This is a genomic window from Aphanothece stagnina RSMan2012 (assembly GCF_046764815.1).
Classification (GTDB): Bacteria; Cyanobacteriota; Cyanobacteriia; order PCC-6307; family Cyanobiaceae; genus NIES-981.
Genome location: NZ_JBKOUC010000003.1, coordinates 45,294 through 68,821 on the forward strand (window position 1 = coordinate 45,294; position 23,528 = coordinate 68,821).

The 23,528-nt window shown below is 65.7% G+C and carries 16 protein-coding genes and 1 pseudogene; 6 read left to right on the plus strand and 11 right to left on the minus strand.

Annotation, left to right across the window (positions count from 1 at the left end):
• Positions 1-3: 3 nt before the first annotated feature.
• A complete protein-coding gene (locus tag ACLNEE_RS03050; RefSeq protein ID WP_411423797.1) occupies positions 4-531 on the minus strand; it encodes a hypothetical protein in 528 nt (175 codons plus the stop codon).
• Entirely contained in the window at positions 528-1,694 is a 1,167-nt protein-coding gene (locus ACLNEE_RS03055) for a DUF2157 domain-containing protein (protein WP_411423798.1), read from the minus strand. The genes ACLNEE_RS03050 and ACLNEE_RS03055 overlap by 4 nt, the downstream gene beginning before the upstream one ends.
• Before the next feature lie 158 nt (positions 1,695-1,852).
• Between ACLNEE_RS03055 and ACLNEE_RS03060 the strand changes: the two genes are divergently transcribed.
• The 3 genes from ACLNEE_RS03060 (at position 1,853) to ACLNEE_RS03070 (ending at position 7,939) form a co-directional block, all read left to right on the plus strand.
• The gene (locus ACLNEE_RS03060) at positions 1,853-4,207 is read left to right on the plus strand and encodes an arylsulfatase (protein ID WP_411423799.1); all 2,355 of its coding nucleotides are present in this window, start codon (positions 1,853-1,855) and stop codon (positions 4,205-4,207) included.
• A gap of 129 nt (positions 4,208-4,336) precedes the next feature.
• A complete protein-coding gene (locus ACLNEE_RS03065) occupies positions 4,337-5,143 on the plus strand; it encodes a mechanosensitive ion channel family protein (RefSeq protein WP_412006757.1) in 807 nt (268 codons plus the stop codon).
• A gap of 48 nt (positions 5,144-5,191) precedes the next feature.
• Complete coding sequence (locus ACLNEE_RS03070; protein ID WP_411423801.1) at positions 5,192-7,939, plus strand: valine--tRNA ligase; 2,748 nt, start codon at positions 5,192-5,194, stop codon at positions 7,937-7,939.
• Between the two features lie 10 nt (positions 7,940-7,949).
• On the opposite strand, the gene ACLNEE_RS03075 is transcribed toward ACLNEE_RS03070, so the two are convergent.
• Positions 7,950-8,510 carry a GNAT family N-acetyltransferase gene (locus tag ACLNEE_RS03075; protein ID WP_411423802.1) on the minus strand — a complete coding sequence of 187 codons (561 nt, stop codon included), beginning with the start codon at positions 8,508-8,510 and terminating at the stop codon, positions 7,950-7,952.
• A 180-nt stretch (positions 8,511-8,690) separates the two neighbouring features.
• Between ACLNEE_RS03075 and ACLNEE_RS03080 the strand changes: the two genes are divergently transcribed.
• Together ACLNEE_RS03080 and ACLNEE_RS03085 are read left to right on the plus strand one after the other, a co-directional pair.
• Positions 8,691-10,409, plus strand: a complete 1,719-nt coding sequence (locus ACLNEE_RS03080; protein ID WP_412006758.1) for a hydroxysqualene dehydroxylase — start codon at positions 8,691-8,693, stop codon at positions 10,407-10,409.
• A gap of 253 nt (positions 10,410-10,662) precedes the next feature.
• Positions 10,663-11,757, plus strand: coding sequence for a hypothetical protein (locus ACLNEE_RS03085; protein WP_411423804.1), 1,095 nt, complete (start codon positions 10,663-10,665; stop codon positions 11,755-11,757).
• 213 nt (positions 11,758-11,970) lie between these two features.
• Here ACLNEE_RS03085 and ACLNEE_RS03090 read toward each other — a convergent pair.
• From ACLNEE_RS03090 to ACLNEE_RS03120, 7 genes and pseudogenes are all read right to left on the minus strand, one after another.
• Positions 11,971-12,663 (minus strand): annotated as a pseudogene (locus ACLNEE_RS03090) (AbiTii domain-containing protein); the annotation flags it as partial.
• The gene (locus tag ACLNEE_RS03095) at positions 12,645-12,887 is read right to left on the minus strand and encodes an AbiTii domain-containing protein (RefSeq protein WP_411423805.1); all 243 of its coding nucleotides are present in this window, start codon (positions 12,885-12,887) and stop codon (positions 12,645-12,647) included. The pseudogene ACLNEE_RS03090 and the gene ACLNEE_RS03095, both read right to left, overlap by 19 nt.
• Positions 12,888-13,029: 142 nt before the next feature.
• Positions 13,030-13,791: a hypothetical protein gene (locus tag ACLNEE_RS03100; RefSeq protein WP_412006759.1), complete on the minus strand. Its 762-nt coding sequence runs from the start codon at positions 13,789-13,791 to the stop codon at positions 13,030-13,032.
• Positions 13,792-13,886: 95 nt separating this feature from the next.
• Positions 13,887-14,318 carry a hypothetical protein gene (locus ACLNEE_RS03105; protein WP_411424241.1) on the minus strand — a complete coding sequence of 144 codons (432 nt, stop codon included), beginning with the start codon at positions 14,316-14,318 and terminating at the stop codon, positions 13,887-13,889.
• A gap of 366 nt (positions 14,319-14,684) precedes the next feature.
• Positions 14,685-16,166 carry a DUF1254 domain-containing protein gene (locus tag ACLNEE_RS03110; protein ID WP_411424242.1) on the minus strand — a complete coding sequence of 494 codons (1,482 nt, stop codon included), beginning with the start codon at positions 16,164-16,166 and terminating at the stop codon, positions 14,685-14,687.
• A 277-nt stretch (positions 16,167-16,443) separates the two neighbouring features.
• Positions 16,444-16,824 carry a large conductance mechanosensitive channel protein MscL gene (mscL, locus tag ACLNEE_RS03115; RefSeq protein ID WP_411424243.1) on the minus strand — a complete coding sequence of 127 codons (381 nt, stop codon included), beginning with the start codon at positions 16,822-16,824 and terminating at the stop codon, positions 16,444-16,446.
• Between the two features lie 99 nt (positions 16,825-16,923).
• A complete protein-coding gene (locus tag ACLNEE_RS03120) occupies positions 16,924-18,552 on the minus strand; it encodes a mechanosensitive ion channel family protein (RefSeq protein WP_411424244.1) in 1,629 nt (542 codons plus the stop codon).
• Positions 18,553-18,692: 140 nt separating this feature from the next.
• Here ACLNEE_RS03120 and ACLNEE_RS03125 point away from each other — a divergent pair, with 140 nt between their 5' ends.
• Positions 18,693-21,431, plus strand: coding sequence for an HAD-IC family P-type ATPase (locus tag ACLNEE_RS03125; RefSeq protein ID WP_411424245.1), 2,739 nt, complete (start codon positions 18,693-18,695; stop codon positions 21,429-21,431).
• Here ACLNEE_RS03125 and ligA read toward each other — a convergent pair.
• Positions 21,428-23,527 carry an NAD-dependent DNA ligase LigA gene (gene ligA / locus ACLNEE_RS03130; RefSeq protein WP_411424246.1) on the minus strand — a complete coding sequence of 700 codons (2,100 nt, stop codon included), beginning with the start codon at positions 23,525-23,527 and terminating at the stop codon, positions 21,428-21,430. The two genes, ACLNEE_RS03125 and ligA, sit on opposite strands and share 4 nt — an antisense overlap.
• Between the last annotated feature and the right edge of the window lies 1 nt (position 23,528).

Genomic DNA, 23,528 nt, shown 5'->3' on the forward strand with positions numbered 1-23,528 from the left:
GCCTCAGCCCAGCCTCAGCGGTCGGGGGGGAAACTGTTCGTCCGCGGTCACGCCGAGCCGGATCGGCCGCGGCTGTCCCCGCTCCGGAAGCGTCACCTCCACCCACACCCGCTCAGGGCGGGGGCGACGGGAGGGATCGGGCCCCGTCGGCGGAATGAAGAAGGCCACGGGTTGCTGAAGTTCCACCCATCCGGCCGGTGTGGAGCTCCGGACGCGCAGGGCTCCAGGCGTCCCCCGGGGCACGGCCTGGGCCAGCACCTCGCCGCCGCGGCTGTGAAGACTCACCCAGCCCCGGCTGCCGCCAAGGCCGGAGCTGTCCGCCTCGGCAGGCTGCCCATCCAGCCGCAGCCGCAGTCGCAGGCTCACATACCGCCCCCGGATCGGGAGGTACGGGTCCACAGGCTGGGTGCGGGCCCAGCCACGCGGCCGCAGGGCCCTGTCCGTCAGCAGCTGGGCCCCCAGACTCAGCAGGAGGCAGGCCTGCAGCAGCCCCAGGATCAGCCCACGGCGCCCGCTTCCCTGAACCTTCATGGCTGTGGCTTCCCCTGCATGGAAGCCAGCAGGCGCCGCCGCCACACCTCCAGCCCCCATCCCCCTCCCAGGAACAGCACCCCCAGGCCAACCAGGCTGGCCGAACGTTCCAGGTTGCCCATCACGTTCGACACGTAGAAGCCCAGCACCGTGCTGGCGATGAAGGCAGCGCCGAAGTTGATCCTCTCGGTGCGTCTCTCCACCACCCCCCAGCCGACGAGCAGCAGCCCGCCGGCGATCCACCAGGGGTAATGGATCAGAGGCACGGCCCACCGGGTTGTGGCGAACGTGATGGCGAGCCCGGCCAGCACCCATCCCACCGCCACGGCCAGGTGCCAGATGCTTCGCCCCCGCCACCGCCAGGCCGCGAGCAGCGGCAGCAGCAGCGCGCCTGACCAGCCCAGCAGCAGCAGCAGCGCGTCGGGCCCGGGGCCTGCCTGCAGCTGCGTCGGTGTGATCAGGGTCACTTCCCAGAACACCGCCGATCCAGGCAGGGCCAGACCACCGACCCACACCAGCACCCGGCGGGGCGGCGAACAGGGTCCGGGACCCTGAGCAGCCCCCAGGTAGGCAAGGCTCGTGAGCACCAGCCCCGCGGCCATGGGCAGCAGCGCAGAGCGTGGCAGGGTGCCCATGACCTGCTCGCATCGGAGCAGCCATTCGCCCGCCAGCCAGGCCGGGGCCAGCAGGGCGAGCAGGGCCAGCTGAGGCCACTGACGCAGCAGCCACCATCCCAGCCCGGCCCCCAGTCCCCACAGCAGGAGTCCGAGCGGCCAACGCGCCTCGAGATGGAAGATCTGGCCGGTCAGAAAGATGCCAGCTCCGAGGGCCACGCTGCCCACACCGTGGAGTGCCACGGCAAGGGCGGGCAGGAGGGTGCCAAGCCCGGCGCCGAGTCCATGCAGGACCAGCAGGAGTGCCAGCAGCAGGCTGAACTGCTGTCCGGGGGACAGCGCCTCCCAATGGGTGGAGACCAGCAGCAGCACCCCCGCCGCCAGCAGGACCCCGCCCAGGGAGACCGCCACAAGGGTGGGGATCCTCAGCGACGGGGCGGAGGGCCCGAGGTTCCGGGCTTCCCAGGAGCGGATTCGCTCAGCCGTCGCGCCATCGATCAGCCCCGCCGCCTGCCAACGCTCCAGTTGCTGGCTCAGGGACATGGCCATGACCCATTCCGGGACCCACACCAGACCGTAGCGAGGGCTTTCCGCCTCCACCTCAGCCCCGCCGGATGCCCCGTTCGAGGCATGTGTCCTTTGTTCAAGGCCGGATGCCCCTCCAAACGGCGCTGCATACGTTGCAGTCAGCCCCTGACCCTGTGGCGATGCCACTGAACGAATACCGCTCCGGAGCGGCCTTCCCCGGCGTGATCGGCCGCACCGCCGACGTGTCGACCCCGGCCTGGCCGGAGCCGAACCGCGCCCCCGAGGGCAGCCCCAACGTGCTGTTCATCGTGCTCGACGACCTGGGCTTCGGCCAGCTCGGCTGCTACGGCAGCCCCATCGCCACGCCGAACATCGATGCCCTGGCGGCCGACGGGCTGCGCTTCAGCAACATGCACACCACGGCGCTGTGCTCGCCGTCGCGCTCCTGCATGCTCACGGGGCGCAATCACCACTCCAACGGCCTGGCCTGCATCACCGAAGGCTCGATGGGGTACCCCGGCTCCAACGGCTACATCCCCTTCGAGAATGGGTTCCTCTCGGAGATGCTGCTGCAGAAGGGTTACAACACCTATGCGGTCGGCAAGTGGCACCTCACGCCGGCCGAGGCCACCTCGGCGGCGGGGCCCTACGACCGCTGGCCCCTGGGCCGGGGCTTCGAGCGCTTCTACGGCTTCCTGGGGGGCGACACCCATCAGTACTACCCGGAACTGGTGCGCGACAACACCCAGGTGGAGCCCCCCGCCACCCCTGAACAGGGCTACCACCTCACGCCGGATCTGGTGACGCAGGCCAAGGCGATGATCGCCGACGCCAAGCAGGTGGCCCCCAACAAGCCCTTCTTCCTCTACTTCGCCACGGGCGCCATGCACGCGCCGCACCATGTGCCGAAGGAGTGGGCTGACAAGTACAAAGGGCAGTTCGATGGTGGCTGGGACGCCTATCGCGAGCAGGCGTTCGCCCGCCAGAAGGAGCTGGGCATCATTCCCGGGAACACGGTGCTCTCCCGCCACGATCCCGACGTGCCCGACTGGGAGACCCTTTCGCCCGAGGAACGGCGGCTTTACGCCCGCATGATGGAGGTGTATGCCGGCTTCCTGGAGCACACCGACCACCATATCGGCGAGCTGATCGGTTTCCTGAAGGACCTGGGGGAATACGACAACACCCTGATCATGCTGATCTCCGACAACGGCGCCAGCTCCGAGGGTGGGCCCACGGGTTCGGTGAATGAAGGCAAGTTCTTCAACAATGTTCCCGATAATCTTGAGCAGAATCTGGCGGCCATCGATGACATCGGCGGCCCGAAGTATTTCAATCACTACCCCTGGGGCTGGACCCACGCCGGCAACACGCCCTTCCGCCGCTGGAAGCGCGAAACCTACCGGGGCGGCACCAGTGATCCGTTCATCGTGTGCTGGCCGAAGGGCATCGCCGCCCGGGGCGAGATCCGCAGCCAGTACTGCCATGCCATCGACATGGTGCCCACCGTGCTGGAGGCCCTCAGCATCGAGGCGCCGGCTTCCATCAAGGGGGTGACCCAGAGCCCGATCGAGGGATTCAGCCTGTTCGATTGCTTCAACGACGCCGACGCGCCCAGCCTGCACCGCACCCAGTATTTCGAGATGTTCGGGCACCGCTCCCTCTATCACGAGGGCTGGCGGGCGGTGTGTCCCTGGCCCGGCACCTCGTTCACCGAATCGGGGCGGCGCTTCGGGGATCCGATCAGCTACGACCAGCTGATCCAGTTGGATGCCCACGGCTGGGAGCTCTACAACCTCGAGGCGGATTTCGCCGAAACCCAGGATCTCGCCGCCGCCGAACGGGAGCGGCTGATCGCCATGATCGGCATGTGGTATGTGGAGGCCGGCCGCTACAACGTGCTGCCGATCGACAGCCGCGGCACCCAGCGCTTTGCGATCGAACGGCCCCAGATCGCCGTGGATCGCGAGCGCTACATCTATTACCCCGGCACCCAGGTGGTGCCCGGAAATGCGGCGCCGCGCCTGTTGAACCGGCCCCACGCGATCTCGGTGGAAGCCGTGGTGCCCGAGGGTGGCGCCGACGGCGTGCTGTTCAGCATGGGCGGCAATGACGGTGGCTTCGCGTTCTACGTGCAGAACGGCACGCTCACCTACGGCTACAACTACGTGGCTGACAGCTACTTCAAGGTGGTCGCCACCACGTCCATGCCGAGTGGCCATCACATTTTCAGCGTGGAGTTCACCCCTACTGGCCCTGTCGACATTGCCAACGGCCGGGGCACGCCGGCCCACATCACGCTCCTGGTGGACGGCGAGGCCGTGGGTCAGGGTGACCTGCCGGTGACGATCCCGCTGCAGCTTGGCCTGGCGGCTGGTGTGGCGGTGGGGGCCGATCCGGGTTCCCCCACCATGCCGGATTATCAGCCGCCCTTCGCCTACGCCGGTGAGGTGAAGCGGGCCCTGGTGGATGTGTCCGGTGAACCGCTCGAGAACCTGGAGGAGCGGATGCGGATGATCCTGGCGCGCCAGTGAGGCAGCCTCCCGATCCAGCGCCCCATCCGGCCTCCCGGGGCTGCGACCACCCGCATTGCGAACTGCAGCAGAGCGTTGTCAGGGCAGGCGGGGCTGGCCAGCTTGAAGTGTCGCTTTGGTTCTGCTCCGGTGCCTGACGCCTATCCCCTCGTCGTTGAGGTGATCGTTCCCTTCCTGTTCAAGCTTGCCGGGGCGATCGCCCTCTGGATCGTGGGCGGCTGGCTGATCCAGCTCAGCCTGCGCCTGCTGCGCCGCGCCCTCAACCGCGGCAGCCTCGACGCGATGGTGATCGGCTACCTGGTCAACATCCTCGGAGCCCTGCTCCGGGTGGTGCTGGTGGTGGCGATCCTGGGCTTCTTCGGCATCCAGACCGCCAGCTTCGCCGCCCTCCTGGCCGGTGCCGGCGTGGCGATCGGTGCCGCCTGGAGCGGGCTGCTGGGCAACTTCGCCGCCGGGGTGTTTCTGCAGATCTTCCGGCCGATCAGCGTGGGGGACTACATCGAAGGTGGCGGCGTCGAAGGCACCGTGGAGGAGGTGGGCATGTTCGTGACCTCCATCACTTCGCCGGCCAACGTGCGCCACATCGTGGCCAATAACAAGCTCTTCGGCGACAACATCGTGAACTACTCGGTGCATCCCTACCGCCGGGTGGAACTGGTGGCCCAGCTCGACAACTCCGCCGACGTGGGCCGCGCCATCGCCCTGCTCAAGGAGGGGCTTCAGGCGGTGCCCAACCAGTACCCCGACAAGCCCGCCGATGTGGAGGTTCTGGAGTTCACCGAGCGGGGCCCGAAGCTGGCGGTGCGCCCCTACACCCACACCAGCCACTACTGGCAGGTGTACTTCGACACCAACCGGGTGATCAGCGACGTGCTCGGCAAGGCCGGCTTCCCGGTGCCCCGCATCCCCGTGGCGATGCAGAGTTCGGCGGCCTGAGGCGGCGTCACGTTTTGCGAGCATGGGCAGCCGCTCTGCCAGCCCCCTGTGACCGAGGCCCTGCCCAAGACCTACGACCCGGCGGGCACCGAGGCCCGCTGGCAGGCGGCCTGGGAGCAGGCCGGCGCCTTCCACCCGGATCCGCAGGCGCCCGGTGAGCCCTTCTCGGTGGTGATCCCGCCGCCGAACGTGACCGGCAGCCTGCACATGGGCCACGGTTTCGAGACGGCCCTGATCGACACGATCGTGCGCTTCCAGCGCCTGCGCGGCCGCAACGTGCTGTGTCTGCCCGGCACGGATCACGCCTCGATCGCGGTGCAGACGATCCTCGAGAAGCAGATCCATGCGGAGGGTGGCAGCAGGGACGACCTGGGCCGTGACGCCTTCCTGGAGCGGGCCTGGAGCTGGAAGGCCGAGAGCGGCGGCACGATCGTGGGCCAGCTGCGGCGCCTGGGCTACTCGGTGGACTGGCAGCGGGAGCGCTTCACCCTCGACCCCGGCCTGAGCGCCGCGGTGGCCGAGGCCTTCGTGCGCCTGCACGAGCAGGGGCTGATCTACCGGGGGGAATACCTGGTGAACTGGTGCCCCGCCTCGGGCTCGGCGGTGAGCGATCTGGAGGTGGAGACCAAGGAGGTGGACGGCCACCTCTGGCACTTCCGCTATCCGCTCAGCGGTGAGCCCGGCGCCGATGGCACCGACCATCTGGTGGTGGCCACCACCCGGCCCGAAACGCTGCTGGGTGACACCGGCGTCGCGGTGCACCCGGGCGACCCCCGCTATGCCGCCCTGGTGGGGCGCAGCCTCACCCTGCCGCTGGTGGGCCGCCAGATCCCGATCGTGGCCGATGGGCACGTGGATCCGGCCTTCGGCACGGGGTGCGTGAAGGTGACCCCCGCCCACGACCCCAACGACTTCGCCATCGGCGCCCGCCATGGCCTGCCGCTGATCACCGTGATGGCCAAGGACGGCACGATGAACGCCGCCGCCGGTCGCTTCGAGGGGCTGGATCGCTTCGAGGCCCGCCAGGCCGTGGTGGCGGCCATGGAGGCCGAAGGCTTCCTGGTGAAGGTGGAGCCCCACCGCCACAGCGTGCCCTTCTCCGATCGGGGCAAGGTGCCGGTGGAGCCGCTGCTCTCCACCCAGTGGTTCGTGCAGGCCGAGCCGCTGGCGGCCCGCTGCCGCGAGGCGCTTGATCGGGCCGAACCCCGCTTCGTGCCGCAGCGCTGGGAGAAGGTGTACCGCGACTGGCTCACCGACATCCGCGACTGGTGCATCAGCCGCCAGCTCTGGTGGGGCCACCGCATCCCCGCCTGGTTCGTGGTGAGTGAAACCGGCGGCGTGATCACCGACGCCACCCCCTACGTGGTGGCGCGGGATGCCGCCGAAGCCGAGGCGAAGGCCAAGGCGCAGTACGGCGCGGCCAGCCGGGCGGCGGGGCGGGAGCTGCAGTTGGAGCAGGACCCCGACGTGCTCGACACCTGGTTCTCCAGCGGCCTCTGGCCCTTCTCCACCCTGGGCTGGCCGGACGAGACCAGCGCCGATCTGGCCGCCTGGTATCCCACCAGCGTGCTGGTGACCGGCTTCGACATCATCTTCTTCTGGGTGGCGCGGATGACGATGATGGCCGGCGCCTTCACCGGCCAGATGCCCTTCCGGGACGTGTACATCCACGGCCTGGTGCGCGATGAGAACAACCGCAAGATGAGCAAGTCAGCGGGCAACGGCATCGATCCGCTGCCGCTGATCGAGCGCTACGGCGCCGATGCCCTGCGCTTCGCCCTGGTGCGGGAGGTGGCCGGCGCCGGGCAGGACATCCGCCTCGACTACGACCGTGCCAGCGGCAGCTCCGGCACGGTGGAGACGGCGCGCAACTTCGCCAACAAGCTCTGGAATGCCACCCGTTTCGCCCTGATGAACCTGGGGGGCGAAACGCCCGCCAGCCTGGGTGGGCCGCTGGCAGCCGAACTGGAGAGCGAGGACCGCTGGATCCTCTCCCGCCTGGCCCGCACGGCGGAGCAGGCGGCGGAGCTCTACGGCAGCTACCGGCTGGGGGAGGCGGCCAAGCTGCTCTATGAGTTCGCCTGGAACGACCTCTGCGATCAGTACATCGAGTGGGCCAAGCCACGGCTGGCCGGTGAGGAGGCCGGCGTGCGCACGGCGGCGCGGCGGGTGCTGGCCACCAGCCTCGAGGCGCTGCTGGTGATGCTGCACCCGCTGATGCCCCATCTCACCGAGGAGCTCTGGCACGCCGTGACCGGCGCCGAGGCCACACGGTTCCTGGCTCTGCAGGCCTGGCCCCAGCCGGAGGCCGCCTGGCTGGACGAGCGCCACGAGCAGGCCTTCCAGTTCGGCATCGAGGCGGTGCGGGCGCTGCGCAACCTGCGGGCGCTCTCCGGGGTGAAGCCCTCCGAGCGTCTGCCGGTGGGGGTCCACAGCGGCAGCCCCGAGCGCCGGGAGTTTCTGGAGGTGAACCAGGAGAAGATCCTGCGCCTGGTGGGGGGCAGTGCTCTCGGCCTGGAGCCCCAGCCGGCGGCGGGTCAGCTGCTCGGCATCGTCGACAGCGACGCCCAGGTGAGCCTCAGTGTGCCTCGGCAGAGCCTTGAAGCCCTGCGCAGCCGGCTGGAGAAAGACCTGGCCAAGGCCGAGAAGGAGATCAAGGGGCTGGCCGGCCGCCTGGCCAACCCCAACTTCGCCGGCAAGGCGCCGCCTGAGGTGGTGGACGAGTGCCGCGCCAATCTGGCCGAAGCCGAGGCCCAGGCGGCACTGGCCCGCGGGCGGCTGCAGGGGCTGGGCTGAGCTCAGTCCCTCACCAGTAGGCGGGATTCCTGAACGGCTTCACGCAAGTGGGGCGACCGGAAAGGGCGGGCAGCGGCTCCCCCGTGAGGGAACAGCCCAGCCACCCCTGCGGCTGGGAGAGCGGAAATGGCGGCTGGATCGTGTCCGGTGCGATGGGCTGGAACCCCGCCTTGCCGTAGAAGGCAGGGTCGCCATAGGTGACCACCACCGCCACCGCGCGACGCCGGAGCTCACCCAGGCCGCCGAGGATCAGCCGGCTGCCGATGCCCTGGCGCTGCCGATCTGGGTGCACCGCCACGGGGGCAAGCATGTAGGTCAGTGAGGCGTGCGCAAACCGAAGGCGGCTGAAGATCACGCAGCCCACCAGAGCGCCTCCCTGGTGGGCGCCGATGGCCATCACCTCCTGATCGTCGATCAGGCCGGCGAGCGCGGAAGCCAGGTTCCCCACCAGGAGGCCCTCACGCTCGCCTTCGGAGGCGGTGAACGTGAGGGTGAACAGCTCGGCTATCGCGACGCGGCTGCTGGTGTCGAGAGAATCGAACGTGAGGGGCTGGGGTGTGGGGTGTGCCATGGGTCGGCATGGGAAGTTCGCTATTGCAAGTTCGCTGCTAGATGCAAGCTCCATTCCTCTCAACGGAGCAGACGACAATCGCCGCTCCGATACTGCCTGTTCTGGGCCGGTATTTGAGCAGAGCAACACCTGCAGTGTCTGCCGACATGATGAGCCGTAATGAGGTCGATTCATCTCTGCTTGTCACTTCAATCCGGTGGTTCAACAGGTCTTGAGTATCTTGCAGGAGATGGGCTGATGCCAGAGCGTGCGATGCAGGAACGAGCGATGCCACACGACACCTTGGCCGGCCAGAGACGCTCTCATGTGCTGGTCATCGGAGCCGGCTGGGCCGGCTGGGGCGCCGCCAAGGCGCTGTGTGAGGCCGGCGTTGGTGTGACGTTGGTGGATGGGATGGCCGACCCCACCGGAAGCCAACCTGTCACCACCCAGAGCGGCAAACCTTTTGAGGCGGGAACCCGAGGCTTCTGGAAAGACTATCCCAACATCAATGCCCTGACGGAAGAGCTCGAGGTTGGCAGCATCTACACCGACTTCACCACCAGTGCGTTCTGGTCGCCCGATGGCTTGGAGGCCACGGCTCCGGTGTTCGGTGCGTCGCCCCGGTGGCCGAGTCCCCTGGGGCAGGTGCTGGCCACTGTCACCAACTTCAAGCGCCTGCCTGTTCGGGATCGGCTGAGCATTGCAGGGCTTCTCTACGCCATCCTAGATCTCAATCGCAGCGATCGGGTTTTCCAGCACTACGACGACCTCAACGCCCAAGCACTCTTTGTGAGGCTTGGCATCAGCGCTCGCATGATCGATGACTTCCTGCGGCCCACCTTGCTGGTGGGTCTGTTCAAGCCGCCCGAGGAGCTCTCGGCGGCGGTGGCCATGGAGCTGCTTTATTACTACGCCCTGGCCCACCAGGATTCCTTTGATGTTCGCTGGATCCAATCCAGGAGCATCGCCGAGCATCTGTTTCAGCCCCTCAGCCGCAGGCTGCTGGTACGCCATGACCTTCGGGTGATGGGGGGAACCCTGGCCAGGCGGTTGCATGTTTCGGCAGACACCCAAGCCATCCGCTCCATTGAGCTGCAAAGCGTGCGTACAGGCGACATCACGGTGCTGGAGGATGTGGATGCCGTGGTGTTGGCGGTGGGGGCAAAGGGGCTCAAGGCGTTGATGGCCCGATCGCCGCAATGCAGCAAGGCGGCACCCGAGCTGGTTGCCGCGGCGTCGCTGGGTTCGATCGATGTGGTGTCCACCCGGCTGTGGCTGGATCGTTACGTTCCGATTCCCTATCCGGCCAATGTGTTCTCCCGCTTTGAGGCCCTGAAGGGCGCTGGCGGCACCTTCTTCATGCTGGATCAGCTGCAGAAGGATGCGGAGCAGGCGCTCTGGGGTGATGAACCGCCGCAGGGTTCGGTGGTGGCCAGCGACTTCTACAACGCCGCCGGCATTGCGGCGATGACGGACCAGGAGATCATGGATTGTCTGATGCACCAGTTGCTGCCCTTCACGCATCCTGAGTTCCGGAACGCGAAGGTGGTGGATGCCGAAGTGCGCCGCTATCCAGGCTCTGTGTCTCACTTCTCTCCCGGCAGTTTCAGAAAGCGGCCACCCCTGGAAACCTCCATCCCCTCGATCGTCTGCGCTGGCGACTGGGTGCGGATGGGCGACCGGGAGCATGGCGCCAAAGGCCTCTGCCAGGAACGCGCCTATGTGTGTGGCCTGGAAGCAGCGAACTCCCTGATCAGACGCAACCTGGTGAAGGGCTCAGATCCATCGAAGACGCTCCAGCACCCCGTGATCCCTATTCGTGCCGATGAACCGCAGGTTGTTCTGGGTCGTGCCCTCAACAAACTTGTGATGGACCCCATCGAGAGCTTTGGTTTGAAACTGCCGTGGTTTGGCTGACCATGAGTCCCAGATAGCTGTTGTTGTGGACATCTGTAGGGGCGTGGAATCGCCTGATGGCTCCATGATGAGCCGATGGCTACTGTTGTTTCTGACGCCGCCCCTGAGTGGCAGGCAGGGAGGCTGGGGTGCCGAGGCAACCAGTTCTTGGAGGCCTGTCCACTCCAGGGGCCTGTCAGGAAGGATGTGAGGAATGTGGTCAAGGATGTGAGAATAGAGACCATAGCAATACCCAGGTCAGATTTCGGGGGAGATGAACAACACCCAAGCCCTCAGAACCCAAAGACATCTTGTCGAGAAGTACATAGCGGACGGCAAGCACATCGTATATTGCTATCTACGAGCAAAGTCATCAAAGACGTCTAATCAAGGAACCCCATACTACATAGGTATCGCATCGATCGTGGAACGACCGTATATGCGACATGAGTGGAGAGACGGCACTGGTCGCAGACGATTTATACCAGTGCCCAAAGAAGAGGCCCTAATCCGAATTATGGATGTACTTGAGTCTAGAGAAGAAGCGCAGCAGCGCGAGCAGTTCTTCATAGCGTGGTATGGAAGGAGACATATTGAAGAAGGGGGCATACTGCTAAACAGAGGCGCTGGGGGCGAGTCGGGAAGCTATGGAAACAAGGTGCCCAAACGTAGGATTGCAACGTGGAGCTATGTTAAGGATAGCGCCGCAAGGCTTGGTGTCTCACCCCAGGTGTACGTTCATATCCCCAAGTCAGTGAAGGCAGCCTATGCCCAATATCGCCTAAGGTATCCAGACAGAGAAGTTGGAATTATCGAGTTCCAGAAGACGATCTATAAGCCGGACAGCGAGAGCCGACTTCGGACTGGCTGGAAAGTGGTAGGAGCCACTAAGGAAGAGTGGGACAAGCTCTCAATGAGCCAGAAAGAGGTTGCATTTGAACGTCACGAAAGGGGGATGCCCTGGGACATGGACTGCAGGCGCAATCCTAATCCTGAGACAGTAAGGAATCGCCTGCAGAAATCACTTAGAGCTAAACACGAAAAAGGGGCAACAAGTTTAGGCATGCCTGTGGAAATATATGCAGCTCTAACGCCGAATCAGCGCTATGAGATCAAGAAATGGCTAGCTGCCAACCCTGGCGCTACATGGGACCAAAAGCCCAAGGGCAATGAAGCGAGGCCCAAAGGCAGAGCTCACTCGGGTTTGATGACTGCCGCCAACAAATACGGAGTAGAGATCGACCTATATGCGTCACTATCCGATAGCGAAAGACGGAACCTCCACAGAAGATACAATAGAGGGAGAAGGGGTGAGGAGCTGATCAGGCCAATAGTTGACAAGCGGATGTCATGCGAAGACGATATCTGAATAGGTCGTCTTGAACGGCTGGCAGGGAGGGTTTAGCCACGTCTATAACAGAGAACTTCGGAATGAACATGAGTTTAGCTATACGTCATTTTGGGTTCCTGCTCTTCCTAACGCTCAAGATCAGAAGCGGGCAGTATCATACGCATAGACATCATCTACTGCCCCCGTCTTCTGCATCTTGATGTTAGCCTGTTCAGCAGACGTTGGCATTGCCTACTGGTGGCCATAATACGACATAATCGCCTCTGCCAATATCTTGCTTGCAGTACCAACGCCAATAGATTTACCAATTGCCCATGACCCACTGAGGGCTTTTGATGCCATCCTCCCGATCCAGCCACTTGTCCGCTGACCCAGCGAACCATCTGGGGCGATTGCAGGCTCATGGGCAATAGCTTCTCTTAATTCGGCCAAGTCTTCTTCCTGCACCCCCTGTTCCGACAACTTTCTGATTAGATCTTCAACATCTCCCTTGCCTACACACATAGTAAGATCTTGGTTTAAGCTTGATTCAGACACATTTCCAAGGACGCCCTGAAAGTTGTGGATGTTAATGCTGGGTGTCAATGTTGCTTTAGCTTTTTCTTCCTTCGAAAACACAAGGCCATCACCAAGGATTCCTTGACTCTCAAGTTCTAATGACCACTCTAGGATCCTTGTCCTCACCGCATCAATGACCATGCTAGCTTGATTGGGGGAGAGTTTACGAACAGGAGGAAGCTGCCCAAAGTTACCCTGTGATTCAAGCAAGAAGGCTTCTTCTTTATGCGAAAGTGGCACATTAATGTAACTTCCTTCTTTTGCAAGAGTGGTGACCAGCGATTGAAGATTCTCGATCGGATCTCTTAGTTCCACGTTGCACAATGCATCGGTATACCTCTGGTCGCTTATATAGATGGGGATGAGGCCATGAACCGGATTTTCAGCCTGAGCTCAGCTCGCACTCTCCGATAGTCAGGTACATCGACATGACTATCGTATCCATTCAATTCGCGTTCAATCCATTGCCTGAACTCAACAAGGCCAAGCTTTCTTGCGACCAAAAGCGCCTTGCGCAGCAGATCTGAAATGTCATTTACCTTGTCTGTGGCCAGGATCTGTAGCTGCAACACTATTGATTCATTTCCCATATATGAGTTTTGAGGCAGTGGATCTCAAGCTTACACAGGCCTCGCCTGAGCTGGCTAACGCTTGCCATCACCAGGCCGCATGGTGTTCTGCGAAACTGAAGAGCTGAGGGTGGCGGCACTGGTGGATGGCATTGTTATGCGACTACACGTTCTCAGCAAGCTCTATATGACCCATTAATCCTAGAAAGCAGTCTAGCGCCTGCTGTACAAAGATTGACTTATCGGTATAGGGATAGATCAGCACATAGATCCTTAGGAAGGATACAACGACTGCTCGCCTCCGCTCCAGAAATCCATCGATGCCAGTAACATTTGGAATCCCACTGGCTTGCGCATACAAGACTTTGTTTCGATGATTTGCCATCCGCTTAACATACCTTATGATATCTTGACGTGACTCGCCTGAAGCAATCTCCAGGAGTTCCTGCTCAAAGAAATAGACTCGGTCATTCAGTTTAATCGAGAAACCCAATGGAGGATCGCATGTGATCGTTTGACCTTGGAATTGAAAAGACAAAGAAAGTTTTCTCTCGCTCTCCGACCCAATCAGGAACAGACTGTATTCAGATCCGAAAGGAAATCCTGGTTCTTTCGACCACGCCTCTACAAACTTAAATATTGCTCGCAGGAATGGCTCCAGGGCATGCTTATAAGCATGATCCTTGAATCGAATTTTCTCGGCATTATGATAGCCTTTCTCCTTAAGGACAAGAAAGATCGCGGTAGCTGCCTCCTCCTCTGCGGTTATCGCTCTGAGTACCGCCATTTCTGGATCTATTTCCTTGAGCCTCGTGGCGCGCTCTAAGTGATGTACAGAGTTTCTTGCGCAGTGCCTCGATTGTCCGCTTGCATTGTTGACTATGCATTCGAATATATGGCTATCAAAGTCGGTATCATAAATCATAGCCTGATCGCATAACGGCAGCGATCACCGAGTCGGAACCAGCGATCATCCATTCCAAAACCACGCGCAAGTCCGGCTTCGCGTGCATCGCATTGTTATTCTGCGCTATCCGATGGTGTTAACGCTGCAATTTCTTTCTTGGATAGATATGTGTAGCCCGACTGGCTAAACATGCAACGGCCAATGCTATCGGACTCAATTTTGTCCATAAGACCATTGTGTCGATTTCGTTTTGCACTATTGATGTTTTTTAGAATTGAAATTCCGTCTGCTAGGCCATCAACGAAAGTGATAGTCTGTTCGTCTCGAAACACATAGAAAGAAGCAAGCCCGCCAGGGTCGATGAATCTTTCAGTTGCCAGTTCCGCGCCATCAGGATCCATCACGATAACTATTTTTTCGTACTCCGCAAGAAAAGGGTGGGTCAAGTTCAGTTCAACCGAAAATTCGTAGCCGTCTATGACCGTGGAACATTTGTGAGCAGGTTTAGATCCATAAGTCCCATCGCCGTTATCGGGCCGGCTCATCGCTGCAAAAGGGTCAAAAGACGGGAGGAAAAAGTAACCTGCGATACAAGCGCCAATAGCCCCAATTACCACGACAGATGCAATCAGTAGCTGTAATGTTCTAGTTCGCATGGGCACTCTCAAGCCGAACTAGTCATTGGACGGTTCCGCAAACCGCCCCAAGCCTGCGATCCCTTTCCGTGAACCGCGCGCCGAGGCTGAGCCCTGAAATGCGGAAAGCATTCTGCCGCAAGGGTTCCCGTCATTCGTCACTCCGGCGTGGGCTTGGTTCACGGGTCCGTGAACCCATCGTGCGTTGTGCGACAGAAGTGGTCTGCTCCGTCAGCCCAGGCCTCTGGCCGGACAGTGTCACCATCACTGCTGAAGCTATCGCAGCTGAAGTCTGAGATCACCCGGCTGCCAGCTCTGGTTGAACCAGGGTTCCAGCGGTCCATAGAGCCGCAGGATCACGTTGTAGCCCTTCCCAGGCATCGTCTGCACCCAGTTCGCCTCCTGGCCTGCCGGTGGTGTGGGCCCGAACCAGATCGTGGCGCCGCCATCGGCCTTCGTCTTCAGGCCGGCACTGTTGCTGTCGATCCCGGCCGCCTTCTGATCGGTCGGCAGCAGCGAGCGGGTCTGGTTGTCGTACACCGTGAGGGCCCAGAAGTCCTTCGCCGGAATCGGCCCGGGCAGGGTCACCGCGTAGGTGCGGCCGCCATCGAGATAGCGCCCGGCAGCGTCGCGCACGGTGAGGGCATAGGCCGAGCCCGTGCCCGGCTTCGCGTCGCTCATGGCGGGCGTGATGCCGGTGGCGAGATAGAAGAACAGCGCCCTGGCATCGAGCAGGCGCTCCGCCCCCGAAAGGAACTGGTAGCTCCCCCCCACGAAGGGCGTGGTCCACTGCCGGTCCTTGAAGATCCGGGTGCGGGGATCGCGGGACGCGAAGGCGTTCGAGCGGGCGTAGGCGTTGCCCACCGCCACGGCCTCCGTCAGCGTCTTCTTCAACCGCGCGTCCGGCGCGAACGGCTGCCCCTTGCGGATGCCGATCGCGGCGTACAGGCCCACGGTGTCGGGGTCCACCCAGTCGGCAGGTTCGTTCTGCACCACGCCGTTCAGTTCCTCGTAGAAGCTGAAATCGTTGGCGCTGATCGTGTTGAACGTCACGCCGGAGAGGTTCACGAACGGCGACGCCGGGGGGTTGGCCGCCTGGGCCAAGGGGAACACCGCGGCTTTCGCCTTCACAGCGGCCGTGGCGGCCGCGAGATCGCCCTTCTCCACGAACACCCGATAGAAGATCACCAGCCGGTTGGTGCGCGGCCTGGCGATGTGAAAGCCCTGTTGGGGCAGGCTTGCCTGGTAGCCGGGTGGCACGAACAGATAGTCACCGCCCGCGCCCTTGTCGGGCCCGGTCACGCCCACGTCCGTCACCCAGCGGAAATCGGCGTCGTCCACCGGGCCGAGCGTCCGGGGCGGCACCCGCACCACCATCGGCCCGTCCTTCAGATTCACGCACATCAGCACGTAGACGGTGGTGGTGTTGGGCGTCAGGAAGAGGGAACGGGCGTCCATCAGCTGCTCGGTGATGCCGATGCCACCGTTGGGCTTCACACCCGCGTCCTCCAGGCCGCGGCAGGCGGCATACACCGACGTGGCCGACATCCCTCTGACAAAGGCCTCGATGCCCCGGTTGAAGTCGATCTGGTCGTAGGCGAGCTGCACCGTCGCCGGATCGGGCGCGCCGTCCTGGAAGCGCAGGGTGCCGATGCGGGTCTGCACCGTGTCCGGTGTGGTGATCCTGGCGGGCACGTCCGGCGCGTACCTCGGCTGGGCCTGGCTTTCTGCCGCCGCCATGGCCACGATGGATGCCACGGTGAGGCCAAGCAGCCGACGCGGATGGCGTTGCTGTGGGCCCCGCCTGGTTGGGGCTGGCTGCAGCCGGGCCTGGGCTTCGGCCCTTCCCTGAGCCGCCGTCCGGTTGTCTTGCATTGTTGTGATCCGCGCCACAGAGAGGCCCTGGGAGATGCCGGCGCCACTCCCCAACCCGGGGGCGGCCGACCGGCATTCCGAAGCTAGGCATGGCTCAGGGCGGCGAGAACCCTCCGCCTGTCGCCATGGCTCGCCCAGGGAACCGCTGGACGGATTCCACCTACAGCCCGCGGCGATCCAGCGCCTCCGCCAGCCGGGTCACCGCCGAGGCCAGCTGGGCCTGGGTGTCGGGCGGAGCCACCGCTTCCTCCTTGCGCTTGACCGCCTCGATGGCCCGCACGATCAGGAACACCACGAAGGCGATCACCAGGAAGTTGATCAGGGCCACCAGCACGGCCCCGGCCGGCCAGGCATTGATCGAGTCCACCTGGGCGGCCTTGAGGGCCGGCTCCAGCAGGTTGGTCATCACCAGGCTCACCACGGCGTCCACCACCTTCCCGAAGGCTCCGCCGATCACCACCGCCACGGCGAGATCCACCACGTTGCCCTTGTTGATGAAGGCCTTGAAGTCGGCCAGGAAGCTGGAGCGGCGGGGAGCCATGGGACTGGGGCCTCGAGGGGATCGCGGAAACCTACCGGGCCCGCTTCGGCGCGCCAGCCCCAGCCCAGGCCGGAACCTCCTGTGCGACCCTCGGCCGCCTCAGGGCTCCTCGTTCCGTTGCCGCTCCACCAGGGCCTGAAGCCCCGCTTCGATGGCGGGGGGCAGGCTGATCCGCAGGTTGCCCGTACTGAGGTGCAGATCCCGCTGGGGGAACGGCACCGTGATGCCGCGCTCCCTCAGCAGCGCCTCGATCCGGAAGTTGAGATCACTCACGATCTCGTACTGGCGGCGAGGCTCCCGCGTCCACACCAGCAGCGTGAAGTTCAGGGCGCTGTCGCCGAAGCTGCTGAAATACACCCGCGGCGGTGGCGCCTTCAGCACGGCGGGATTGTCACGGCAGGCGGCGATCAGGGCCTCGCGCACGGCGCCGGTGTCGGAGCCGTAGGCCACCCCCACCGGCACCTGCAGCCGTGACACCGGGCTGCCATGGCTCCAGTTGATCACCCGCGACTCGAGAAATTCGGAGTTCGGCACGATGATCGTCACCCGATCCAGGGTGGTGACCTTGGTGCTGCGCAGGCCGAGGCTCTCCACGCTGCCCTGCAGATCGCCGATCTCCACGAAGTCGCCCACCTGGATGGGGCGCTCGAAGATGATGATCAGGCCGCTGAGGAAGTTCTTGCTGATGCCCTGAAGGCCCAGGCCCACCCCCACCCCCAGCACGCTGGCGAAGAGCGTGAGCGAGGTGAGATCGAGCCCCCACAGCTGCAACAGCACCAGCGTGCCCACCAGCAGCAGGCCGTAGCGCGCCACGAAGGCCACGGCCTCCTGGCCCCCCTCGCTCATGCCGGTGTACCGCAGCACCCGTTTGCGCAGCAGGCTCTGCAGCAGCCCCACCATCTGGGCCAGGGCCACGAACAGCAGCACCAGCACCACCAGGTCCTGCAGCGAATAGCTGCGGGCCCCCAGGGGCAGGAAGGGGGCCTCCAGCCAGCTCCGGGTGGCCTCGAGCAGCCCCGCGCCGAGGCGGCGGCTGAGGGGGAAGAGGTTGGTCACCAGGGCGGCGGCCCCCAGCCAGATGCCGGATTGCAGCAGCAGCAGCAGGCTGCGCAGCAGGAACCGGCTGGAGCGGTCACTGCTCTCGCCCTCGGTGGGCAGGGGGGCCAGGGCCTTGGGGTACCAGCGCCGCCAGAGGCGACGCAGGACGACGTGCAGTCCCAGGCCTCCCAGCAGGATCGCCAGCACCACGGGCAGCATGCGCACCAGGTGCTCCGGGCTGCGTTCCCGTTGGGCCGTGGCGATCGCCTGATTCAGCTGACGCTGCCAGAGCTCGGCCTGTTCCCGTGCCTCCAGCCCCTCCGGCACGTCCCGTTCGGTGACCGTGACCAGGGTGCGGCCGTTGAGCTCCAGCACCGGCAGGTTGTTGCTCTGGCGCACCTCCAGGCTCACGGGTCTGGCGGAGGCCACCGCGTCTTCCAGCCGCTGGTTGACGGTGCTGCTGCGCTGCTCGGCGGTGAGGTGGCGTGACCCCCAGATCCGGAACAGGGTGCGGCCATCCAGCACCACCGGGGCTGAAGCCGTGGCCGGCTCGGCGCTCTGGGCCCTGGCGGCAGTCGTGCCGGCCTCGCTCCAGAGGGGCGCCAGGGCCAGGGCCAGGGTGAGCAGCGCCGCCAGCAGGGGCACCAGCCCAGGGGGGCGAGGGCCGAGGCGTGGGCGGGCAGACCTCATGGCGGCGCGCATGGGGCTGCAGGCTAGGCAGGGTGCCGGGCCGGTTCTGCATGCGGTGCGGAGGGGATGCCTTCAGGTGAGGCCCCGGGGATCTCATTAGGTTGCGGCCAACGCTGTCCCACCCCGCGGAGGGTCATGCCATGCCGTCTGCCATCGCGTCGGCGCCCGCTGGCGCTTCGCAGGGCGTGCCGCCTCCCCATGCCCTGGCCGCCGCGGAGGTGCTCAGTCACTGGGGCTCCAACCCCAGGGACGGCCTGGAGGCCGGTGAGGTGGCCTCCAGGCAGGAGCGCCATGGCTGGAACGCCTTGCCGGAGCTGCCCGGCCAGCCGGCCTGGCTGAAGCTGCTGCTGCAGTTCCACCAGCCCCTGATCTACATCCTGCTGGCGGCCGGTCTGATCAAGGCGCTGCTGGGCTCCTGGACCAATGCCGTGGTGATCACGGCGGTGGCCGTGGTCAATGCCGTGATCGGCTATGTGCAGGAGGCCCGTGCCGAAGGGGCCATCGCCGCCCTGGCCCGCTCGGTGAGCACCGAAACCACCGTTCTGCGCGATGGCCAGACCCTGAGGATTCCCTCCCGGGAGCTGGTGCCGGGCGATGTGGTGCTGCTGGCGGCCGGCGACAAGGTGCCGGCCGACCTGCGCCTGCTGGCGGCGCGTGAGCTGCAGATCGACGAGTCGGGTCTCACCGGCGAATCCCTGCCCGTGGCCAAGACCCTGGCGCCCCTGCCCGCCGACACACCCCTGGCCGATCGCCGCTGCATGGCCTACGCCGGCAGCTACGTGACCTTCGGCCAGGGGCGGGGTGTGGTGGTGGCCACCGGTGAGGCCAGTGAGATGGGGGAGATCTCACGCTCCCTGCAGCAGCGGGTGTCGCTGAGCACCCCGCTCACCCGTCGCTTCGCCCGCTTCAGCCGGGTGCTGCTGATGTTCATCCTGGCGGTGGCGGCCCTCACCCTGGCCATCGGCCTGGGCCGCGGCCAGCCCTTCGCCGAGGTGTTCGAGGCCGCCGTCGCCCTGGCGGTGAGCGCCATTCCAGAGGGCCTGCCGGCGGTGGTCACGATCACCCTGGCCATCGGCGTGAACCGCATGGCCGCTCGCCACGCCATCATCCGCAAGCTGCCGGCCGTGGAAGCCCTGGGCAGCGCCACGGTGGTGTGCTCCGACAAGACCGGCACCCTCACCGAGAACCAGATGACCGTGCAGGTGGTGGTGGCCGGTGGGGTCAGCTACCGGGTGAGCGGCACCGGCTACAGCCCCCATGGCGACCTGCTCGACGGCGACGGAGCCGTGGTGGATCCCCTGCCGCCGGCGCTGGAGCAGGTGCTGCGCTGCGGCGTGCTCTGCAACGAGTCCCGCCTCAGGCAGCAGCACGGCGCCTGGACCATGGAAGGGGACCCCACCGAGGCGGCCCTGCTGGCGGCGGCCGAGAAGGGCGGTCTCACCCAGGCCGGGCTGGAGCCGGTCTTCCCCCGGCTCGATGCGATTCCCTTCGCCTCCGACTACCAGTACATGGCCACCCTCCACGACGGGCCGGAGCGGCTGCTGCAGGTGAAGGGATCGGTAGAGGCGCTGCTGCCGCGCTGCAGCGGCATGCTTGCCGCCGATGGCGCCGTGGTGCCCCTCGATGCCGAGGCCGTTCTTCATCGGGTGGATGATCTGGGCGGGGAGGGCCTGCGGCTGATCGCCTTTGCCTCCCGGGTGCTGCCCCACCACCGCCACGCCCTCGACCACGGCGATCTGGACGCTGATCTGGTGTTTCTGGGTCTGCAGGGCATGCTCGATCCGCCGCGGCCGGAGGCGATCCGTGCCGTGGAGGCCTGCCAGCGCGCCGGTATCTCGGTGCGCATGATCACCGGCGATCACGCCGCCACCGCCGCCGCCATCGCCGGCCGCATGGGCATCGGCGCTCTCGGGGCTGAGGGGCTGCGGGCCTTCACCGGTCAGGAGCTCGGCGCCATGGATGCCGCCGCCTTTGCCTCGGCGGCCCGCGACGGGCATGTGTTCGCACGGGTGGCGCCGGCCCAGAAGCTGAAGCTGGTGGAAGCCCTGCAGGCCGGCGGCGCGGTGGTGGCGATGACGGGCGATGGCGTCAACGACGCTCCGGCCCTGCGCCAGGCCGACATCGGCATCGCCATGGGCCGGGGCGGCACCGAGGTGGCCCGCGAGGCCGCCGACATGCTGCTAACCGACGACAACTTCGCCTCGATCGAGGCGGCGGTGGAGGAGGGGCGCACGGTGTACCGCAACCTGCGCAAGGCGATCGCCTTCCTGCTGCCGGTGAACGGCGGCGAGTCGATGACGATCCTGATCAGTGCGCTGTTGGCCCGCGATCTGCCGATCCTGGCCCTCCAGGTGCTGTGGCTCAACATGATCAACTCGATCACGATGACGGTGCCGCTCGCCTTCGAGCCCAAGGCGGCCGACACGATGGCGCGGCCGCCGCGGGACCCCGGCGAGCCCCTGATCACGCCGCGCCTGCTGCGCCGGATCCTGGTGGTGTCGCTGTACAACTGGCTGCTGATCTTCGGGGTGTTCGAGTGGGCGCGCGGCGGTGGCGGCAGCCTGGAGCTGGCCCGCACCGCTGCCATCCAGGCCCTGGTGGCGGCCCGCATCGTCTACCTGCTGAGCGTGAGCCAGCTGGGGCGCACCCTGGCGTGGCGCCTGCGGGCTCCCTCCATCCGCCTGGCCCGCGCTCCCCAGCTGCTCCTCGGCGTGGGCGTGGCTGTGCTGCTGCAGGTGGTGTTCAGCCAGTGGGGGCCGATGAACACCCTGTTCAGCACCGAGCCGATCGGCGCTCCGGAACTGGCGATGTGCGGCCTGGCGATGGTGGCGATGCTGCCGGTGGCCTGGCTGGCCCACCGCCTCGACCCCGATGCCTAACCGCTCAGCAGCTGGCGCAGTCCGGCCTCATCCAGCACCGCGACCCCCAGGCTCTCGGCCTTGCTGAGCTTGCTGCCGGCCTCCTCGCCGGCCACCACGTAGCAGGTTTTCTTGCTCACTGACCCCGTCACCTTGCCGCCGGCCGCCTCGATCAGGTCCTGGGCCTCGCGGCGGCTCAGGGTCGGCAGGGTGCCGGTGAGCACGAAGGTCTTGCCTGTCAGTGTTCCCTCCGGCTGTTCCGCTCCACGCCCTTCCCCGTCAGGCTGCGGCTCGGCCGCCAGGCTGAACCCCTGGGCCGCCAGCGCCGCCAGCAGATCCCGGTTGGCCGGCGTATGGAACCACTGCTGCAGGCTCTGGGCGATCTCCGCGCCGATGCCGAACACCGCGGTGATGCGCTCCGGGGTCTCGGCGGCGGCGGCGGCGAGGTTGTCGGCGCTGGGGAAGGCCCGGGCGAGCGCCTTGGCATTCACTTCCCCCACGTGGTGGATGCCGAGCCCGTAGAGCTGGCGGTGCCAGGGCTGCTGCTTCGAGGCGGCCAGGGCCGCCACCAGGTTGGCGGCCGACTTCTCCCCCATCCGCTCCAGGCTGGCCAGCAGGGCCGCATCGAGCCGGTAGAGATCGGTGATGGCCCGCACCAGGCCGCGATCCACCAGCTGCTCGATCAGCTTGCTGCCCAGGCCGTCCACATCCAGCGCCGCTTTGCTCACCCAGTGGCGCAGGGAACCGCGCAGGATGGCCGGACAGCTGCTGTTGACGCAGCGGGTGGCGGCCTCGCCGGACTCGCGCACCAGCTCCGAGCCGCATTCCGGGCAGCGGCTGGGCAGCTCCAGTGGCCGGGCCCCGGCCGGCCGCAGCTCCGGCAGCACCCGCACCACCTCCGGGATGATCTCGCCGGCCTTGCGCACCACGATCGTGTCGCCGCTGTGCAGGTCGAGTTCCGCCAGCCGGTCGGCGTTGTGGAGGGTGGCGCGGCTCACCGTGGTGCCGGCCAGGGGCACCGGCTCGAACTCCGCCACCGGCGTCACCACGCCGGTGCGGCCCACCTGGGCCACCAGGCGCAGCAGCCGGCTGGGGGCCTCCTCGGCGGCGTATTTCAGCGCGATCGCCCAGCGCGGGGCCTTCTGGGTGAAGCCGGCGTCGGCCTGCAGGCGCAGGTCGTTGAGCTTCATCACCACCCCGTCGGTGGCGTAGGGGAGCTGCCGGCGCGCCTCCTCCCAGCGGCCGAAGAACGCCTCCACCGCTGCCAGATCCCCCAGCAGCTCGGCATTGGGGTTCACCTTGAAGCCCGCGGCCCGCAGCCACTGCAGGCTGCCCCACTGGTCACCGGGCCGCGGCGGATCCCCCCCGCCCGGTTGCCAGTCCTCAGGCAGATGCAGCGTGTAGGCGAAGAAATCCAGATGGCGGGCGGCCACCACCTTCGGGTCGAGCTGGCGCAGGGTGCCGGCACAGGCGTTGCGGGGGTTGGCGAACGGGGGCTCGCCCCGCTCGGTCCGCTCGGCATTGATGGCCGCGAAGGTGGCATCGGGGATCAGGGCCTCGCCGCGCACCTCCAGCCAGGCGGGAGGCTGCGCCAGCGGCAGCCGCAGCGGCACGCTCTGGATCGTGCGCACGTTGGCCGTGATCTCCTCGCCCCGCTCCCCGTCGCCGCGGGTGGCGGCCCGGATCAGCACGCCCTCCCGGTAGCTGAGCGCCAGGGCGTTGCCGTCGATCTTGAGCTCCCCCACCATGGCCAGGGCCGGGCGGGGAGCCTCGCCCTCAGGCAGGCGGTCGAGCACCTTCAGCAGCCGGGTGTACCAGGCCTCGAGCTCCTCGATCGAGAAGGCGTTGTCGAGGCTCAGCAGGGGGATGCGGTGCTCCACGCTCGTGAAGCCCTCCGCCGGGGTCCCCCCCACCCGCTGGGTGGGACTGTCGAGCGTGATCAGCTCGGGGTGGGCCGCCTCGAGGTCCGCCAGCTCCCGGTAGAGCCGGTCGTAGACCGCGTCCTCCATGACGGGGGCATCGAGCACGTAGTAGGCGTGGGCGGCCCGGGCGAGCAGGGGGCGGAGTTCGGCGACCCGGGCCCGCGGGTCACCGGCGTCGGGGGAGGCGGAGGTCACG

What these genes read in the sequence shown, in the direction of transcription:
- ACLNEE_RS03050 (WP_411423797.1), bottom strand. Translation starts at nt 531, where the DNA reads ATGAAGGTTCAGGGAAGCGGGCGCCGTGGGCTGATCCTGGGGCTGCTG.
- ACLNEE_RS03055 (WP_411423798.1), bottom strand. Translation starts at nt 1,694, where the DNA reads ATGGCCATGTCCCTGAGCCAGCAACTGGAGCGTTGGCAGGCGGCGGGG.
- ACLNEE_RS03060 (WP_411423799.1), top strand. Translation starts at nt 1,853, where the DNA reads ATGCCACTGAACGAATACCGCTCCGGAGCGGCCTTCCCCGGCGTGATC.
- ACLNEE_RS03075 (WP_411423802.1), bottom strand. Translation starts at nt 8,510, where the DNA reads ATGGCACACCCCACACCCCAGCCCCTCACGTTCGATTCTCTCGACACC.
- ACLNEE_RS03085 (WP_411423804.1), top strand. Translation starts at nt 10,663, where the DNA reads ATGAACAACACCCAAGCCCTCAGAACCCAAAGACATCTTGTCGAGAAG.
- ACLNEE_RS03095 (WP_411423805.1), bottom strand. Translation starts at nt 12,887, where the DNA reads ATGGGAAATGAATCAATAGTGTTGCAGCTACAGATCCTGGCCACAGAC.
- ACLNEE_RS03100 (WP_412006759.1), bottom strand. Translation starts at nt 13,791, where the DNA reads ATGATTTATGATACCGACTTTGATAGCCATATATTCGAATGCATAGTC.
- ACLNEE_RS03105 (WP_411424241.1), bottom strand. Translation starts at nt 14,318, where the DNA reads ATGAGCCGGCCCGATAACGGCGATGGGACTTATGGATCTAAACCTGCT.
- mscL (WP_411424243.1), bottom strand. Translation starts at nt 16,824, where the DNA reads ATGGCTCCCCGCCGCTCCAGCTTCCTGGCCGACTTCAAGGCCTTCATC.
- ACLNEE_RS03120 (WP_411424244.1), bottom strand. Translation starts at nt 18,552, where the DNA reads ATGAGGTCTGCCCGCCCACGCCTCGGCCCTCGCCCCCCTGGGCTGGTG.
- ACLNEE_RS03125 (WP_411424245.1), top strand. Translation starts at nt 18,693, where the DNA reads ATGCCGTCTGCCATCGCGTCGGCGCCCGCTGGCGCTTCGCAGGGCGTG.